The organism is Pseudomonas sp. PSE1(2024), assembly GCF_050990555.1.
Lineage (GTDB): Bacteria > Pseudomonadota > Gammaproteobacteria > Pseudomonadales > Pseudomonadaceae > Aquipseudomonas > Aquipseudomonas aphyarum.
The window spans coordinates 1190466-1207832 of sequence record NZ_CP158967.1 but is presented as its reverse complement, the minus strand read 5'-3'; the positions used below and the strand labels follow the sequence as shown (position 1 = coordinate 1207832).

The 17367-nt window shown below is 60.9% G+C and carries 19 protein-coding genes; 5 read left to right on the top strand and 14 right to left on the bottom strand.

Features of this window, described 5'->3' with window-relative positions; genetic code table 11:
* Positions 1–15: 15 nt before the first annotated feature.
* The 3 genes from ABTV87_RS05260 to xerD all read right to left on the bottom strand — a co-directional run bounded on the left by ABTV87_RS05260 (position 16) and on the right by xerD (position 3224).
* Positions 16–1320 (bottom strand): homoserine dehydrogenase, encoded by a 1305-nt coding sequence (locus tag ABTV87_RS05260; protein WP_018926703.1) that lies wholly within the window; start codon positions 1318–1320, stop codon positions 16–18.
* Positions 1321–1452: 132 nt separating this feature from the next.
* Positions 1453–2184 carry a bifunctional protein-disulfide isomerase/oxidoreductase DsbC gene (gene dsbC / locus ABTV87_RS05255; RefSeq protein WP_007954633.1) on the bottom strand — a complete coding sequence of 244 codons (732 nt, stop codon included), beginning with the start codon at positions 2182–2184 and terminating at the stop codon, positions 1453–1455.
* Between the two features lie 143 nt (positions 2185–2327).
* On the bottom strand, positions 2328–3224 hold the full coding sequence (gene xerD / locus ABTV87_RS05250) for a site-specific tyrosine recombinase XerD (protein WP_085729749.1): 897 nt from the start codon (positions 3222–3224) through the stop codon (positions 2328–2330).
* A 107-nt stretch (positions 3225–3331) separates the two neighbouring features.
* Here xerD and ABTV87_RS05245 point away from each other — a divergent pair, with 107 nt between their 5' ends.
* Positions 3332–5140 (top strand): cation:proton antiporter, encoded by a 1809-nt coding sequence (locus tag ABTV87_RS05245; RefSeq protein ID WP_433899088.1) that lies wholly within the window; start codon positions 3332–3334, stop codon positions 5138–5140.
* A 99-nt stretch (positions 5141–5239) separates the two neighbouring features.
* Here the strand turns inward: ABTV87_RS05245 and ABTV87_RS05240 are convergent, their stop codons facing one another.
* The 6 genes from ABTV87_RS05240 to ffh form a co-directional block, all read right to left on the bottom strand.
* Complete coding sequence (locus tag ABTV87_RS05240; RefSeq protein WP_221532944.1) at positions 5240–5653, bottom strand: acyl-CoA thioesterase; 414 nt, start codon at positions 5651–5653, stop codon at positions 5240–5242.
* Positions 5654–5743: 90 nt separating this feature from the next.
* The gene (gene rplS / locus ABTV87_RS05235; protein WP_003175895.1) at positions 5744–6094 is read right to left on the bottom strand and encodes a 50S ribosomal protein L19; all 351 of its coding nucleotides are present in this window, start codon (positions 6092–6094) and stop codon (positions 5744–5746) included.
* Between the two features lie 45 nt (positions 6095–6139).
* Positions 6140–6892, bottom strand: a complete 753-nt coding sequence (gene trmD, locus ABTV87_RS05230; protein ID WP_007954629.1) for a tRNA (guanosine(37)-N1)-methyltransferase TrmD — start codon at positions 6890–6892, stop codon at positions 6140–6142.
* A 3-nt stretch (positions 6893–6895) separates the two neighbouring features.
* Complete coding sequence (rimM, locus tag ABTV87_RS05225) at positions 6896–7432, bottom strand: ribosome maturation factor RimM (RefSeq protein ID WP_007954628.1); 537 nt, start codon at positions 7430–7432, stop codon at positions 6896–6898.
* A gap of 5 nt (positions 7433–7437) precedes the next feature.
* Positions 7438–7689: a 30S ribosomal protein S16 gene (rpsP, locus tag ABTV87_RS05220; protein ID WP_003198088.1), complete on the bottom strand. Its 252-nt coding sequence runs from the start codon at positions 7687–7689 to the stop codon at positions 7438–7440.
* Between the two features lie 410 nt (positions 7690–8099).
* Positions 8100–9476, bottom strand: coding sequence for a signal recognition particle protein (gene ffh / locus ABTV87_RS05215; RefSeq protein WP_007954627.1), 1377 nt, complete (start codon positions 9474–9476; stop codon positions 8100–8102).
* A gap of 209 nt (positions 9477–9685) precedes the next feature.
* Between ffh and ABTV87_RS05210 the strand changes: the two genes are divergently transcribed.
* From ABTV87_RS05210 to ABTV87_RS05200, 3 genes are all read left to right on the top strand, one after another.
* Positions 9686–10498 (top strand): cytochrome C assembly family protein, encoded by an 813-nt coding sequence (locus tag ABTV87_RS05210; RefSeq protein WP_007954625.1) that lies wholly within the window; start codon positions 9686–9688, stop codon positions 10496–10498.
* Positions 10499–10510: 12 nt separating this feature from the next.
* The gene (locus ABTV87_RS05205) at positions 10511–11752 is read left to right on the top strand and encodes a transporter associated domain-containing protein (protein WP_433899087.1); all 1242 of its coding nucleotides are present in this window, start codon (positions 10511–10513) and stop codon (positions 11750–11752) included.
* Positions 11753–11987: 235 nt separating this feature from the next.
* Positions 11988–13304 (top strand): MFS transporter, encoded by a 1317-nt coding sequence (locus ABTV87_RS05200; RefSeq protein ID WP_085609287.1) that lies wholly within the window; start codon positions 11988–11990, stop codon positions 13302–13304.
* Positions 13305–13423: 119 nt separating this feature from the next.
* Here the strand turns inward: ABTV87_RS05200 and purT are convergent, their stop codons facing one another.
* The 5 genes from purT to ABTV87_RS05175 all read right to left on the bottom strand — a co-directional run bounded on the left by purT (position 13424) and on the right by ABTV87_RS05175 (position 16621).
* The gene (purT, locus tag ABTV87_RS05195) at positions 13424–14605 is read right to left on the bottom strand and encodes a formate-dependent phosphoribosylglycinamide formyltransferase (RefSeq protein ID WP_064382418.1); all 1182 of its coding nucleotides are present in this window, start codon (positions 14603–14605) and stop codon (positions 13424–13426) included.
* 100 nt (positions 14606–14705) lie between these two features.
* Entirely contained in the window at positions 14706–15173 is a 468-nt protein-coding gene (locus ABTV87_RS05190) for a preQ0 transporter (RefSeq protein WP_207985128.1), read from the bottom strand.
* Positions 15174–15237: 64 nt separating this feature from the next.
* Positions 15238–15453, bottom strand: a complete 216-nt coding sequence (locus ABTV87_RS05185; RefSeq protein WP_007954618.1) for a DUF1289 domain-containing protein — start codon at positions 15451–15453, stop codon at positions 15238–15240.
* A complete protein-coding gene (locus ABTV87_RS05180; RefSeq protein ID WP_042606912.1) occupies positions 15450–15974 on the bottom strand; it encodes a gamma carbonic anhydrase family protein in 525 nt (174 codons plus the stop codon). Before ABTV87_RS05180 ends, ABTV87_RS05185 begins: the two co-directional genes overlap by 4 nt.
* 47 nt (positions 15975–16021) lie before the next feature.
* Entirely contained in the window at positions 16022–16621 is a 600-nt protein-coding gene (locus ABTV87_RS05175) for a CoA pyrophosphatase (RefSeq protein ID WP_064382420.1), read from the bottom strand.
* Positions 16622–16768: 147 nt separating this feature from the next.
* Between ABTV87_RS05175 and ABTV87_RS05170 the strand changes: the two genes are divergently transcribed.
* The gene (locus tag ABTV87_RS05170; protein WP_085608171.1) at positions 16769–17320 is read left to right on the top strand and encodes an NUDIX hydrolase; all 552 of its coding nucleotides are present in this window, start codon (positions 16769–16771) and stop codon (positions 17318–17320) included.
* Positions 17321–17367 lie beyond the last annotated feature (47 nt).

Sequence of the window (17367 nt, the reverse complement as noted above, 5' to 3'; positions counted from 1 at the left end):
GTGAAGGAGATCGGCTTAGTTCAAGTGCTCGACGCGGATCCGCACAACCGGACCGACCACGCCCGCCAGCGCTTCGAGGGCGGCGATCGCATCGTTGATGTGCTGTTCCAGCACGCGGTGGGTCAGCAGGATCATCGGCACCAGGCCGTCGTGTTCCTCGACTTCCTTCTGCATGATCGACTCGATGTTGATACCGCGCTCCGAGAGGATGCTCGCCACCTGAGCGAGTACGCCCGGGTGGTCCTTGGCCTGGATGCGCAGGTAGTAGGCGCTTTCGCAGGCTTCGATCGGCAGGATCGGATGGGCCGACAGCGAGTCCGGCTGGAAGGCCAGGTGCGGCACGCGGTTCTCCGGGTCGGAGGTCATGGCGCGAACCACGTCCACCAGATCCGCGATCACCGACGAAGCAGTTGGCTCCATGCCGGCGCCGGCTCCGTAGAACAGGGTCGAACCGGCAGCGTCACCATTGACCATCACCGCGTTCATCACGCCGTTGACGTTGGCGATCAGACGATCAGCCGGGATCAGCGTCGGGTGTACGCGCAGCTCGATACCGGCGGCGGTGCTGCGTGCAACGCCCAGGTGCTTGATGCGGTAGCCCAGCGCTTCAGCGTAGTTCACGTCGGCGGTGGTCAGCTTGGTGATGCCCTCGGTGTAAGCCTTGTCGAACTGCAGCGGTATACCGAATGCGATCGAAGCCAGGATCGTCAGCTTGTGCGCGGCGTCGATACCTTCGACGTCGAACGTCGGATCGGCTTCGGCGTAGCCCAGCGCTTGAGCCTCGGCCAGCACGTCTTCGAAGGTGCGACCCTTCTCGCGCATTTCGGTGAGGATGAAGTTACCGGTGCCGTTGATGATCCCGGCGACCCAGTTGATACGGTTGGCGGACAGGCCTTCACGGATCGCCTTGATCACCGGAATGCCGCCGGCTACCGCCGCTTCGAATGCCACGATCACGCCTTTCTCGCGTGCCTTGGCGAAAATTTCATTACCGTGAACGGCAATCAGAGCCTTGTTCGCGGTGACCACATGCTTGCCATTCTCGATGGCCTTGAGTACCAGCTCGCGGGCAACGGTGTAGCCGCCCATCAGCTCTATGACGATGTCGATCTCAGGGTTCGTGGCCACTTCGAAGACATCGTTGGTAATCGCAATACCGGTCGTCTGGAACTGAGGCTTTGGCGTGCGCATGGCAATTTGTGCCACTTCGATTCCACGCCCGGCACGACGAGCAATTTCCTCGGCGTTGCGCTGAAGTACGTTGAAGGTTCCGCCACCGACGGTCCCTAACCCACAGATGCCTACTTTGACCGGTTTCACTGTGAACTCCCCATAAAACGGCCGACACGAGGCCGGCCGTGAAAACAACCGCAGGTTCGCGGCTCTCTGTTGATGGCCCGGCAATCCTGCCGCCGGACCACGCTCGTCAACGCCTGAGCATGACGATGCGAATTACTTCGCGCCCAGCGCCAGTTTGGCGACTTGTGGCGCAGGCTGGTAGCCCGGAATGACTTGTCCGTCGGCCAAAACGATGGCCGGTGTGCCGTTCACGCCGATCGACTGACCGAGGGCGAACTGCTTGGAAACCGGGTTCTCGCACTTGGCGGCCTTGATTTCCTTGCCATCGACCATTTTGTCCATGGCGGCTTTCTTGTCTTTCGAGCACCACACGGCTTGCAGTTGCTCGTCACCCGGCGAGCCCAGGCCCTGACGCGGGAACGCCACGTAACGCACTTCGATGCCGCGCTTGTTCAGCTCGGGCACTTCGGCGTGCAGCTTGTGGCAGTACGGGCACGTGGTGTCGGTGAACACGGTGATGTGCGATTTGGTTTCGCCCACGGCCGGGTAAACCACGGTCTCGGCCACCGGGATCGCATTGATCAGTTTGGAAATGCCCAGGCGCTCGGTCTTCTCGGTCAGGTTGACCGGTTTGCCGTCCTTGAGCTGGAACATGTAGCCCTGAACGATGTACTGGCCGTCGGCGCTGGCGTAGAGCACGCGGCTGCCCTTGAGCTTGACTTCATACAGGCCCGGCAGCGGGCTGGCGGTGATGGTGTCCACCGGCACATCGAGCTGGAGGTTTTCCAGGCTTTGGCGAATCGCTTTGTCGGCCGCGTCATCGGCGACGGCAAAGGTGCTGACCAACGCAATGGCTGCGGCGGCGAAAATCTGGGTCAGACGCATGAGAACTCCTGAAGGCGGGCAAATGGAACGATCAGAACGCCCGTGCCGGAACACCGGGTCATAACCGCCCATCGTGCAAACCGGCAAAGCCTACCACATAAGGCTCCCGTGGCCGAATGCGCCTGTCGCAAGACAAATGGCGCTCAGCCGCGCGGGTGATGTTTGGCATGCAGATCCTGCAAACGCGCCCGGGCGACGTGAGTGTAGATCTGCGTGGTCGACAGGTCGCTGTGGCCCAACAGCATCTGCACCACCCGCAAGTCGGCGCCATGGTTGAGCAAGTGTGTGGCAAACGCGTGACGCAAGGTGTGCGGCGACAGCGATTTACCAATGCCGGCGACCTTGGCCTGATGCTTGATGCGGTGCCAGAAGGTCTGCCGAGTCATCTGTTCGCCGCGCTGGCTGGGGAACAGCACATCACTGGGGCGCCCGCCCAGCAACTCGCCGCGGCCATCGCGCAGATAGCGCTCGACCCAGACAATCGCTTCCTCGCCCATCGGTACAAGGCGCTCCTTGCTACCCTTGCCCATGACCCGCAACACGCCCTGACGCAGGTTGACCTGCTCCAGGGTCAGGCTGATCAGCTCGGTCACCCGCAGCCCGCAGGCATAAAGCACTTCGAGCATGGCGCGGTCGCGCTGGCCGATGGCTTCGCTGAGGTCTGGCGCCTTGAGCAGCGCTTCAACGTCGGCTTCCGACAGGGATTTTGGCAATGGCCGACCGAGCTGCGGCATATCCACGCGCAAGGTTGGGTCGACCGAAATCAGTTTTTCCCGCAGCAGGTAGCGATAAAAGCCACGCACACCGGAGAGAAATCGCGCAGTGGAACGGGGTTTGTAGTTCTGTTCCAGACGCCAGGCCAGGTGATCGAGGATCAGTTCGCGACCGGCATTGATCAGTTCGAGGTTTTTCTCCTGCAACCAGCCGTTGAACAGCGCGAGATCACTGCGATAGGCGTCGCGGGTGTTGTCGGAGAGACCTTTTTCCAGCCAGAGGGCGTCGAGAAACTGGTCGATCAGTGGGTGGTCGATGGCAGGCATGGGCGCTCAAGACACGCAGGCTTGGCACTGCGCGCAAATAAAGAGTGAACGGTTGAAATGGCCGCTAGTCTTTCATAGCCCGCTATTTCAAGGAACAGGGAGCTTCAATGAACGAGCAGCAAATTCTGTTGGCTTTCGGTGGTATCGGTGCCGCCGCGCTGGGCTGCCAATGGCTCGCCTGGCGCCTGAAGCTGCCGGCGATTCTGTTTCTGCTGCTGACCGGCATTCTGGCGGGCCCCGTGCTGGGCTGGCTCGACCCGCAGGAAATGTTCGGCCCGCTGCTGATGCCGCTGGTGTCGCTGGCGGTGGCGCTGATTCTGTTTGAGGGCAGCCTGACCCTGCACCTGTCGGAGTGGCGCGAGATCGGCAGCGTCGTGCATCGGCTGGTGACCCTTGGCGCGCTCTCGACCTGGATCGTGATTGCGGTCGCGACCCACTGGCTGCTGGGCTTCGACTGGTTGCTCGCCATCCTCTTCGGCAGTCTGACCCTGGTCACCGGGCCGACCGTGATCGTGCCGATGCTGCGCGTGGTGCGGCCGAAGGCTTCGATCGCCAACATCCTGCGCTGGGAAGGGATTGTAATCGACCCGATCGGCGCGCTGCTCGCGGTGGTGGTCTACAGCTTCATCATTGCCCGCGCGGAAGGCCATGGCCTGGAACAGAGCCTGCTGACGTTTGGCGGGGTGATTGTCTGCGGCAGTGCGTTCGGTGTCGCCGGTGGCTGGCTGCTCGGCACGATCATCCGGCGCCAATGGCTGCCGGAGTATTTGCACAATCTGGCATCGCTCGCCGCGGTGCTGGGAATTTTCATCGCCGCCAACCAGGTCATGCACGAATCCGGTCTGCTGGCGGTGACGCTGATGGGCATGTGGCTGGCGAACATGAAGGGCGTGGACGTGCGGCACATCCTGCACTTCAAGGAAAATCTCAGCGTACTGCTGATTTCCGGGCTGTTCATTCTGCTGGCGGCGCGACTGGATCTGAACGCGTTGATCGGTCTCGGACCACTGGTACTGATTCTGTTGCTGGTGATCCAGTTGATTGCGCGACCGCTGAACGTGGTGTTGAGTACCGCCGGTTCGAGTCTGAGTTGGCGTGAGCGTGCATTGCTGTGCTGGATTGCCCCGCGCGGGATCGTCGCGGCGGCAGTCTCGGCGATCTTTGCGATTCGCCTGGATGAAGCGGGCCATGAAGGTGCGCTGTTGCTGGTGCCGCTGACCTTCGCCGTGATCATCGGCACCGTCGTGCTGCAAAGCGCGACTGCCCGGCCACTGGCGCGTCTGTTGAAAGTAGCGGAGCCGGCGCCCAGTGGTTTCCTGATCGTCGGGGCGAACGGGCCTGCGCGCCTGCTCGGCAAGTCGCTGCAACAGCTGGGCAGCCGGGTGCTGCTGACAGATTCAAGTTGGGAAAACATCCGCGCGGCGCGCATGGATGGCTTGCCGACCTACTTCGGCAATCCGGCATCGCAGCACGCCGATGCGCATCTGGACCTGGTCGGACTGGGGCATTTGCTGGCGCTGTCACCGTCGGGCGAACTCAATACGCTGGCAGCCATGCGCTTTCGTCATGACTTTGGCCATCAGCGGTTGTTCGGGCTGGCCAGCGGTCAGGAAAGCCGGCGCAGCGACAAGCACCGCGCCAGCCTCGAACATCGCGGCAATCAACTGGGGAGCGAGGCGCTGACTTACGCCAGACTCGCCAGCCAATTGGGTCAGGGCGCCGACCTGTACAGCACGACGCTGACGGACGGGTTTGGCTGGGACGATTACCGTGCGTTGCATGGCAACCGCGCAACGCTGCTGTTCATGCGCGATGACAGCGGCTGGGTGCATGTGGTGTCGCCGGAAACCGTGCTAAAGCCGGGGCCGGGGTGGACGCTGGTGGCGCTGATTCAGCCGGAGAATGGCAGCGCCTGACAGATCTAATCGCGGGCAAGCCCGCTCCCACAGTGTCCGTGTCGAACACAAAATCTGTGGGAGCGGGCTTGCCCGCGAATGCCGCGGCTCGGTGCTAAATCAGGTCGCGAAACCCGGCAGCACTGGCACCGGACGCTTGTCATCATCGATGGCAACAAAGCTGAACTGCCCGTGAATGGCTTTCTCACGACCGTCGCAGCTCATGTTTTCGACGAACACTTCCACCTCGACCTTGAGACTGGTGTTGCCGACCTTGATCACCCGCCCGACCAGCTCGACGATGGAGCCCGCCGGGATCGCGTGATTGAAGTCGATGCGATCGGTCGACACGGTCACCAGCGGCAAACGGCAGAAGCGCGTGGCGGTGATGAACGACACTTCGTCCATCCAGGCCAGCGCCGTGCCGCCGAACAGGGTGTTGTGGTGGTTGGTGGTCGGCGGGAAAACCGCCTTGGTCACGCGGGTCACCGAGAGTTCGGTGCGGCGTTCGATTTCTTGCTCGCGAGGGGTCATGGGTCAGGCCTGAAACGGAATGCTGTGGATAAATTGCGGGCAACAAAAAAGCAGCCCGTAGGCTGCTTTTTTCTGCATCGGAAGCTGGACTTAAGCCAGTTTTTCCTTGATGCGAGCTGCTTTACCCGACAGGTCGCGCAGGTAGTACAGCTTGGCTTTACGTACGTCACCGCGACGTTTGACAGCCATGCTGTCGATCTGCGGGGAGTAGGTCTGGAAAGTACGTTCTACGCCAACACCGTTGGAGATTTTACGAACGGTGAACGCACTGTTCACGCCGCGGTTACGCTTGGCGATTACAACGCCTTCGAACGCTTGCAGACGGGAACGATCGCCTTCCTTCACTTTCACCTGAACGACGATGGTGTCGCCCGGGGCAAAGGTAGGGATTTCTTTGGTCATCTGCTCTGCTTCGAGTGCAAGGATGATTTTGTTGGTCATGCTGTGCTCCTAAGGTAAATCGTCTGATCTACCATCGATACGTTGTTAACTATCGTCCCGCTCGCGGATGTATTCCTCGAGCAGCTTCTTCTCTTCTCCAGAAAGCGAGCGGCTTTCCAGAAGATCGGCGCGTCGTTCATAGGTCCTACCAAGGGACTGCTGTAAACGCCAACGCCGGATATGCGCGTGATTGCCACTCAGCAACACGTCGGGAACACGCTGATCCGCATACACCTCAGGTCGGGTGTAGTGCGGGCAATCCAGCAGACCATCCGTAAAGGAATCTTCCTCAGCGGAATCCGCATGCCCTAAAGCTCCGGGCAGCAGTCGTGTAACCGCATCGATCATGACCATGGCCGGCAGCTCGCCGCCAGACAACACATAGTCACCAATCGACCACTCTTCATCGACATGAGCATCAATAAAACGCTCGTCAATGCCTTCATAGCGACCGGCAATCAGGATCAATGCATCCGATTTCGCCAGTTCGCGTACCGCCGACTGAGTCAGTTGACGGCCTTGGGGGGACAGGTAAATCACCTTCGCCGCCTCCCCGGCTGCTGCCTTGGCCTGAACCAGAGCATCTTCCAGGGGCTTGATCTTCATCACCATGCCCGGACCACCGCCAAACGGGCGATCGTCCACAGTGTGATGCCGATCCGTCGTGTAATCCCGCGGGTTCCAACAGGTCAGCTGCAAGAGCCCCTGTTTGACCGCACGACTGGTAATGCCGTACTCACTGATGGCCGAGAACATCTCGGGGAACAGCGTAATGACGTCTACGCGCAGGCTGGCCATTGCTTAGAAGTCCGCGTCCCATTCCACCCTCATCACGCCTGCTTCCAGGTCGATTGCCAGCACGCATTGCTCCGTATAGGGCAACAACCGCTCGCGATCATCCAGGCTGCCGACGCAGGGCTTGACCACCAATACATCGTTCGCGCCGGTCTCCAACAGGTGATCAACCTTGCCGAAGAATTCTTCGTTCTGGTTGATGACACTCAGACCCTGCAACTGGTACCAGTAGTACTCGTCGCCAGTCAGGTTGGGCAAAAGGCTTCGCGAGATGCAAATCTCGTAACCGCTCAGAAGACGTGCTTCATCGCGATCGTCGAGGCCTTTGAGCTTGGCAACCAGATCCTTTTGAGTGGATCGGCCGCTGACCAGCTCGACCTGCTTTACCACGCCTTCGCGCCGAAGCGTCCAGTTGCGGTAGTTCAACAGGTTTTCAATCGGATCGGTAAAGGAAAAGACCTTCACCTCGCCGCGAACGCCGTGAACCGAAAAAATCTTGCCGACAACGATCAGGTCATCAGCTTTTTCTGGCGTCGCGCTCATACTGCTCAGGCTGCAGCCTTGGCAGATTCCTTCAGCAACTGAGCAACACGCTCAGAAGGCTGTGCACCAACGCTCAGCCAGTAGGCAACGCGCTCTTGGTTCACGGACAGACGAACTTCCTGACCACGGGCAACAGGGTTGAAGAAACCAACCTGTTCTTTGTGGGAACCGTCACGCGGGTTGCGGGAGTCGGTTACGGTCAGGTGGTAAAACGGGCGCTTTTTGGAGCCGCCAAGGGCAAGACGGATTGTTAGCATGTGAACATCGTTCCTGTAGTCGGTGCTGCAAATCTAAATGCACAGCGGGCATGGGTGCCCGAAAGGCCGCATATTCTAAGGAATATCCGGACTTTTGCAAATGACTTTTTCCGGCGCCTATGGCATGCCGTGCAGATTTGCATATGGGGCCGTCGTTAAAACGGCCGGTCAGCTCCCGCCGAGTGCGGGTTTGCTGTTGATCCTGCGTCCTTGCAGGGTCTGCGCCAGTACGACGACCGGCGCGGATTCTAGTGTCCCGCCTCATCCATTTCGCTCACTTGTGGCGAGTGGCTGATGCCCTCAAGCAAGGCGCCGCGACGAGTCATAGCCCGCTATGGCGAGGAGCGGCAACGCAGCATGAGGGCATCAGACGCCGCCATAAGTGAGCAGAATGGGTGAGACGGGACACCTTACATTTTCGGCATGCCGCCGCCGGGCAACATACCGCCCATGCCGCGCATCATTTTCGCCATTCCGCCCTTGGCGGAGAATTTCTTCATCATCTTCTGCATCTGCTTGTGCTGCTTGATCAAGCGACCGATGTCCTGCACCTGGGTGCCGGAACCCATGGCGATCCGGCGCTTGCGCGAACCGCTGATCAGCTCAGGGTCGCGGCGCTCGGCCGGGGTCATGGAGTTGATGATGGCTTCCATCTGCTTGAACTGCTTCTCAGCGGCGTTCTGGGCGTTGCCCATTTGCGAGAGATTGACGCCGCCGATGTTCGGCAGTTTGTCCATGAGCCCGCCGAGGCCGCCCATGTTCTTCATCTGTTGCAACTGATCGCGGAAGTCTTCGAGGTCGAAGCCCTTGCCCTTCTTCAGCTTCTTGGCCAGTTTGTCGGCCTTGTCCTTGTCGAGGGTCGCTTCAGCCTGTTCGATCAGGCTGAGCACGTCGCCCATGCCGAGGATCCGCGAAGCGATACGCTCCGGGTGGAACGGATCGAGCGCTTCGCTCTTCTCGCCCATACCGATGAACTTGATCGGCTTGCCGGTGATCGCGCGAACGGACAGCGCGGCACCGCCACGTGCATCACCGTCGACCTTGGTCAGGATCACACCGGTCAGCGGCAGCGCATCACCGAAGGCCTTGGCCGTGTTGGCCGCGTCCTGACCGGTCATGGCGTCGACCACGAACAGGGTTTCGACCGGATTGATCGCGGCGTGCAGCGCCTTGATCTCGCCCATCATCTCTTCGTCGATGTGCAGACGACCGGCGGTGTCGACGATGACCACGTCGATGAATTTCAGTTTTGCTTCTTTAATAGCCGCGTTGGCGATGTCGACCGGCTTCTGGCTCAGGTCGGACGGGAAGAACGTCACGCCGATGTCGTTGGCCAGGGTTTCCAGCTGTTTAATAGCAGCGGGACGGTAGATGTCCGCCGACACGACCATGACCGACTTCTTCTTGCGCTCTTTAAGGAAGCGCGCCAGCTTGCCGGCGGTGGTGGTTTTACCCGCGCCCTGCAGACCGGCCATCAGAATGACGGCAGGCGGCACGGCGCTCAGGTTCAAGTCTTCGTTGGCCGCGCCCATCAGGCTTTCGAGTTCGGCCTGGACGATCTTCACGAACGCCTGGCCCGGCGTCAGGCTGCGCGACACCTCGGTGCCGACAGCGCGTTCCTTGACCGAATTGACGAAGTCCTTGACCACCGGCAGGGCGACGTCGGCTTCGAGCAACGCCATGCGCACTTCGCGCAGGGTGTCTTTGATATTGTCCTCGGTCAGCTTCGCCTTGCCGGTGACATGGCGCAGCGTCTGCGAGAGACGGTCGGTTAAGTTTTCAAACATTGCGCGATCCTTTCAGGCCCTGTGTAGACCGGGATAATGGCGGCCCAGACCGGAATCAACATGTGCTCGGCGAGCCTGCGGCGTGGGCAGGTCGCGGATTATAGCGAAGACTGCGTCTGGCGGACACCTTGCTGTCAGCTTGTCGGTCTTTCGTGCAATGGCGGTTCTATGCCAAACTCAGCCCCTTTCGGGCTTGCCTAACAGGATTTATGCTCCCCTTGTCACCGAGTTTGCTGACCACCCTCGCCGCCGCCCTTCTCTATGCCGCTGCGACTCTCTATCAGGGCACCCGCCTGGCCACTGGCGCCAAGGCCAACAAGCGCCTGCTGGTCTCGCTCGGCGTCCTCGCCGTGCTGGCCCACAGCGCCAGCCTGCTCACCCATTTATTGACGCCGATCGGCCTGGGCCTGGACTTCTTCAGCGCCTCGAGCCTGATTGCTGCGGCTGTCATCGCCCTGACCCTGCTGGCCTGCTCGCGGATCCCGGTGGAAAACCTGCTGGTGCTGCTGTTCCCGCTGGGTGCGATCACGGTGCTGCTGGCGCAATTTGCGCCGACCGGCACGGTGCAGGTCATCGATGAAGAACCGGGCATCCTCGCGCACATCCTGCTGTCGATCCTCGCCTACGGCATGTTCACCATCGCGGTGTTCCAGGCCTTGTTGCTGTTGGTGCAGGATCATCAGCTCAAGCACAAGCACCCGTCCGGGCTGATCAAGAACTTCCCGCCCCTGCAAACCATGGAAAGCCTGTTGTTCGGTTTCCTCTGGGCCGGCTGGACTTTGCTGTCGCTGTCGCTGATTTCCGGCTGGCTGTTCGTCGAGAACCTGTTTGCCCAGCACCTGGTGCATAAAACCCTGCTGGCCTGCCTGGCCTGGATCGTGTTCAGCGTCCTGCTGTGGGGCCGTAACCGCCTCGGCTGGCGCGGCCACAAGGCAATCCGCTGGACCCTCGCCGGTTTCTGCCTGCTGATGCTCGCGTATTTCGGCAGCAAACTGGTTCGTGAATACATCCTGCACATCTGACGGGCGGCATAAATGGACGGTTTGCCCATAGGGCCGATGCTCGCGGTATTTGTCCTGCTGATTCTCTGGTCGGGGCTGTTTACCGCCGTCGAAGCGGCGCAACAGCACCTGCTCGCGCAACGCACCGCCTCCCGCGCCAGCGACAAGCCGCTGGCGAAGCTCAGCTTCCCGCTCGACAGTCTGATCCTCTGCAATACCCTGTGCCGCGCCCTCGCCGTCATTCTGGCCACCCTGCTGGCAATCTTTCTCTGTGAAGAAAACGGCCCCTGGGCGGCTTGTCTCGGCGCCGGCGCCCTGCTGCTGGTTTTTGCCGACTATTTCCCTCGCGCCCTCGCCCAGCGTTATCCGGATGCGGTGTTGTCGTTCGGCAATACGCTGCTGGCGGTCCCGCTGAAGGTCGTTTACCCGCTTGCCTGGCTGCTCAGCCGCATCAGTGGTTTGCTGATGCGTCCGTTCATCCGCAAGACCCAGGTGGTGCAACAGAGCGAAGACGATGTACCGGCGGAGCGTCATGACGATCCGGATCATCCGGTGCGTCCGCACCCGGTTTCAGGCATCCATGCGCTGGACAACATCACGGTCAATGACATTCTGGTGCCGCGCAGCGATGTCGACGGCATCAACCTCGACGATCCGATCGAAGAAATCATCGAACAATTACGCAAGAACCGGCGCACTCGCCTGCCGGTCTTCCACAGCGATATCAATCAGGTCGAGGCGGTGCTCAACACCCGGCAGATCCGTCACCTGCTGGACAATGGCAGTCTGACGCGCGAAGCCTTGCTGGCGGCCAGTTACGAGCCGTATTTCGTCCCTGAAAGCACCCCGCTGCAACTGCAACTGCTGAACTTCCACAAGCAGCAGCGGCGTCTGGGCATGGTGGTGGACGAGTACGGCGAAGTGCTCGGCATCGTCACCCTGGAAGACATTCTCGAAGAAATCGTCGGCGAATTCGAAAGCGAGCACAGCCTCGACAACCCCCACATCCACCCGCAAGCCGATGGCCGCATGGTGATCGATGGCGCGGCGTCGATCCGCGAGCTGAACAAATGCCTGGGCTGGCACCTGCCCAGCGACGGCCCCCGGACCCTCAATGGCCTGGTGACCGAGGCGCTGGAAACCATCCCGGAAAGCGCGGTCTGCCTGAAGATCGGCCGCTATCGCCTGGAGATTCTCGAAACCGAGGAGAACCGGGTGAGCAAAGTCCTGATCTGGCACACCACTTCCGCCCCGGCGCTGGCCACGGCCCGCTAGACAGCCCCTTGTTCAATCGTTAGCCACCTTCCTATAATCGCGGTGCTTACCCAAGCCCCGCCGAACCGCGTGCTTACCCCGCACCCGACAAATTCCGGCCGGTTCATCGGCAATATCCGCATCACACCGACGACTGTTCCTACCTGAAGCAGCGATCGCGCCTCATCCCACATCCCTGGGTGTTCGACCATAATAATTCGCTCCAACGGAGCTCATGACTGTCAGGGATCACCGCATGACGACCAGTACCGCTTACAGCGACACCACGCCTGCCCAACCGACCAACTCCGCCACCCGCGTGGCCACGGCGAGCTTCATCGGCACGGCCATCGAGTTCTACGATTTCTACGTCTACGCCACTGCTGCCGCGCTGGTGATCGGGCCGGTGTTCTTCCCGCAGACCTCCGGCACGGCGCAGATGCTCTCGGCATTCCTGACCTTCGGCATCGCCTTCCTCGCCCGACCTTTGGGTTCGGCGCTGTTCGGCCACTTCGGTGACCGGATCGGGCGCAAATCGACGTTGGTCGCTTCGCTGCTGCTGATGGGTGTCTGCACCACGCTGATCGGTGTGCTGCCGGGTTACGACAGCATCGGGGCCTGGGCGCCGATCCTGCTGTGCGTGCTGCGTTTCGGCCAGGGCCTGGGATTGGGTGGCGAATGGGGCGGCGCAGCGCTGCTGGCCACCGAAAACGCCCCGAAAGGCAAACGGGCGTGGTTCGGCATGTTCCCGCAGCTCGGCCCTTCGATTGGTTTTCTGGCCGCCAATGGTCTGTTCCTGACGCTGGCCATGACGCTCAATGATGAACAATTCCGCAGCTGGGGCTGGCGGATTCCGTTTCTGCTCAGTGCGGCGCTGGTGATGGTCGGCTTGTACGTGCGCCTCAAGCTCCACGAAACCCCGGTGTTCGCCAATGCCATCGCCCGTCAGGAGCGAGTGAAAGTGCCGCTGGTCGAGCTGTTCAGTCAGTACTGGGCACCGACGTTGCTGGGCGCCGCCGCCATGGTGGTGTGCTATGCGCTGTTTTACATCTCGACCGTGTTCTCCCTGAGCTACGGCGTATCCACATTGGGATATAGCCGCGAGACATTCCTCGGACTGCTGTGCTTCGCAGTACTGTTCATGGCAGCCGCGACACCGTTGTCAGCCTGGGCCAGTGACCGTTACGGGCGCAAGCCGGTGCTGATCGTCGGCGGTGTGCTGGCGATTCTCTCCGGGTTTCTGATGGAGCCGCTGCTGACTCAGGGATCGACCTGGGGCGTGGCGCTGTTCCTGTGCATCGAACTGTTTCTGATGGGCGTGACATTCGCCCCGATGGGCGCGCTGCTGCCGGAACTGTTTCCGACACACGTTCGGTATACCGGTGCATCGGCGGCCTACAACCTCGGTGGCATTGTCGGAGCCTCGGCGGCGCCGTTCTTTGCGCAGAAACTGGTGGCGATGGGTGGTTTGAGTTACGTCGGCGGGTATGTGTCTGCGGCTGCGGTGCTCAGCTTGATCGCTGTGCTGTGCCTGAAGGAAACGCGTAATAACGATTTGAATCAGGTTGCCTGATCTTAGATCAAAAGCTTCGCGAGCAAGCTCGCTCCCACAGTGTCCGTGGCCACACACATAATTTGTGAACACCGCCGAACCTGTGGGAGCGAGCTTGCTCGCGATGGACGCGACTCGGTTTACAGCTCTACTACAACAGCCTGGGAAGCACGGGTCGCCTTGGCACGAGCGGCTTCAATCGACTCGTCACGGGCCAGTGCAACACCCATGCGGCGCTGACCATTGACTTCAGGCTTGCCGAACAGACGCAGCGCGGTATCCGGTTCGCTCAGTGCAGCGCCGAGGTTGGCGAATGCGGTCTGGGTCGACTGACCTTCCACCAGAATCACCGCCGAAGCCGATGGGCCGAACTGACGGATCAGTGGCACCGGCAGGCCGAGGATTGCCCGGGCGTGCAGGGCGAACTGCGACAGGTCCTGGGAAATCAGGGTTACCAGACCGGTGTCGTGCGGACGCGGCGACACTTCGCTGAACCACACCTGATCGCCTTTGATGAACAGCTCGACGCCGAACAGGCCACGGCCGCCCAACGCTTCGGTCACGGCTTTGGCAACACGCTCGGATTCAGCCAGCGCCACCGGGCTCATGGCCTGTGGCTGCCACGATTCCTGATAGTCGCCCTTCTCCTGACGATGGCCAACCGGGGCACAGAAGGTGGTGCCACCCACGTGACGCACGGTCAGCAAAGTGATTTCGTAGTCGAAATCGATAAAGCCTTCGATGATCACGCGACCTTTGCCGGCGCGACCGCCCTCTTGAGCGTAATCCCAGGCTTTCTGCACGTCATCGACGCTGCGCAGCAGGCTCTGGCCCTTGCCCGACGAACTCATCACCGGTTTCACGACGCACGGGAAACCCAGGTCCTCAACGGCTTTACTGTAGTCCTCGAAGGTGTCGGCGAAGTGGTACGGCGAAGTCGGCAGGTCCAGCTCTTCGGCGGCCAGGCGACGGATGCCTTCGCGGTTCATGGTCAGTTGCGCGGCACGAGCGGTCGGGATCACGGTGAAGCCTTCAGCTTCCAGTTCGACCAGAGTGGCGGTGGCGATGGCTTCGATTTCCGGCACGATGAAGTGCGGCTTCTCGGCTTCGATCACTGCACGCAGGGCGGCGCCGTCGAGCATGTTGATCACGTGGCTGCGATGCGCAACCTGCATGGCCGGCGCATTGGCGTAACGGTCAACGGCGATCACTTCAACGCCCAGGCGTTGCAGTTCGATCACCACTTCCTTGCCCAACTCACCACAGCCACACAGCAATACGCGGGTCGCGGTCGGCGACAATGGAGTTCCGATACGGGTCATCTCAGGTCCTCAAAGAAGCGGATCATCGAGGAAAGCAACGCCAGACGCGCTTTCCATGGGGAGAAAGCGCGGCATTTTACATGAACCTGAGGGTTTGGCTTCAGCCGGCGACAGCCTGTTTGCGTTCGCGCCAGGCCATGATCAGCCAGACCGCAGTCACACCGGCGAACTTCGAGGCCAGCGCGGTGATGAGCACCGGCGGCGTCAGCAGGTCAATCATGCCGAAGAAGATGAAGGTATCGAGGGGAATGCTCAGCGCCGAGCTGATCCACAAGCGGTCGCGCAACGGGCGCTTGGTGATGGTGAACACCAGCCAGTCGATGCACTCGGAGACCGCGAATGCCGTGGCGCTGGCCAGCGCAATCGACGGATCGGACGTGACATAGGACAGCACCAGCGCCGCCAGCATCGCCGCAATCGCGCCGTGGCCGAAGCGGATCTGCACCATGTCGCGCAGCACAAACACCAGCCCACCCCAGGCCGACCAGATGATGTCCAGGTGCGGCGCGGTGGAGAAGGCGAAGTTGATCAGCACGACGCTGCTGATGTAGGCGATGAGGAAAATCATGGGCGTGACCTGTCAATTTGGCGCACAGGTTACTTCAGCCTTCCGATGACGCCAATCAAATCGGTTATTGCCCTGGCGTTTTACCGATCATCCAGACCAGGCCACTGGCCTTCGCCCGCTCATGACAGAGCCCGAGGACAACCCGGCGTTCATCATTCGTCATTCGGCTCCAGCGAGTGATCTCTTCGACCGTACGCTGACAACCGGTGCAAATGTCGTCTTCGTCCAGCGCGCAAATGCTCACGCACGGCGAGGCGACGGGTCTTTCCGGGGTTGTCATTCTTCCTGCTCGACCAGATCGCGCGCATAGCGCTGGGAGTTATGCACATAGTGCGCGGCACTGGCTTCGAGCATCTTCTTCTGCGGCTCGGTCAGCTCACGCACCACCTTGCCCGGCGAACCCATCACCAGCGAACCGTCAGGAATTTCCTTACCTTCGCCGATCAGCGAATTGGCGCCGATGATGCAGTTCTTGCCGATTTTCGCGCCGTTAAGAATCACGGCGTTGATGCCGATCAGGCTGTAGTCGCCGACCGTGCAGCCGTGGAGCATGGCGTTGTGGCCGATGGTCACCCCGGTGCCGATGGTCAACGGATAGCCCATGTCGGTGTGCATTACCGTGCCGTCCTGCACGTTGCTGTTCTTGCCGATCAGGATCAGTTCGTTGTCGCCGCGCAACACGGCGTTGAACCAGACGTTGGCGCCCTCTTCCAGTCTGACCTTGCCCACCAGTACGGCGTTGGGGGCGACCCAGCTCTGCGGATGGGTTTCGACACGGGCGTCGCCCAGGCGGTATTTCATCTTGTTTTCCTCAGGGCTCAAGATGGCTGGCCATTCGAGCGATGGCTTCAGGTATTGATAAAGCTTTTGGGCGGCTGATGCAGGCTGATTTTGGCGTCATAGAGCAGGTTGATCAACTCGACAATCATGATTGCCGTCAGCCCCCAGATCTTGTATTCGCCGTAACGGTAGCTCGGCACGTACCAACTGCGACCCTGATAGTCGATGCGGTGGGTGTGTTCGCGCGGATCCTTGCGGAAGAACTCCAGCGGCACACTGAACACCGCAGCGATCTCGGCATCATTGGCCTGGTATTCGACAAAATCGGGAATCACCCCGACATACGGCGTGACCTTGATGCCATGCAGGGAAATCAGCGGGCTGAGCGGACCGATCACTTCAACCAGTCCCGGCGGCAGGCCGATTTCTTCTTCGGCTTCACGCAGGGCGGTAAACACCAGGTCCGGGTCTTCCGGATCCCGTCGTCCACCGGGGAAGGCGACTTCGCCGCCGTGGGTCGAGAGCCCGCTGGCGCGCAGGGTGAGGACAAGTTCGGGTTCGTCACTGCGAGTAATCGGCACCAGGACAGCGGCCTCGGGGAAACGCGTGTCGGTCTCCAGCGTGCGCGGCGTGTGATTGCTTACCCGGTGCAGTAGCTCGTCCAGCATAAGTGTTCTCGATCGGTGCCTTACCCTGCATCATGCACCAATCATTGCGACCGCCCAAGCCCCGAACAGGCGTCATGTCGCGAAACGACAACTTGCCGACTGACACCGCTGCACGCCAAGATAGGCGCAGCATTCAGGAACCCCAGCATGAAATTTTGCAGCCAGTGCGGCAACCCGGTGACCCAGCGCATTCCCGAAGGCGACTCGCGGCTGCGATTCGTCTGCGACAGCTGTCAGACGATTCACTACCAGAACCCCAATATCGTGGCCGGTTGTGTACCGACCTGGGGCACCAAAGTCCTGCTGTGTCGCCGCGCCATCGAGCCACGCCTCGGTTACTGGACGCTGCCCGCCGGTTTCATGGAGAACGGCGAGACCATCGAGCAGGCCGCCATCCGCGAAACCGCCGAGGAAGCCTGCGCCCGGGTGCGCAACCTGAGCATCTACACCCTGATCGACGTGCCACATATCAGTCAGGTGCATGTGTTTTTCCGCGCCGAGCTGGCGGATCTGGACTTCGCCGCCGGCCCTGAAAGCCTGGAAGTGCAACTGTTCGACGAAGCCGACATTCCCTGGGACGAGCTGGCTTTCCGCACGGTGGGCCGTACTTTGGAATGCTTCTTTGCAGACCGGCGCGTCGAGGTCTATCCGGTTCGCTCCGAATCGATTCCGCCGCTCGCTCAACCGGCCATCACTTGATTTCGACGGCAGCCGGCCGATAACCGGCTAACGCAGCCCGCGACAGC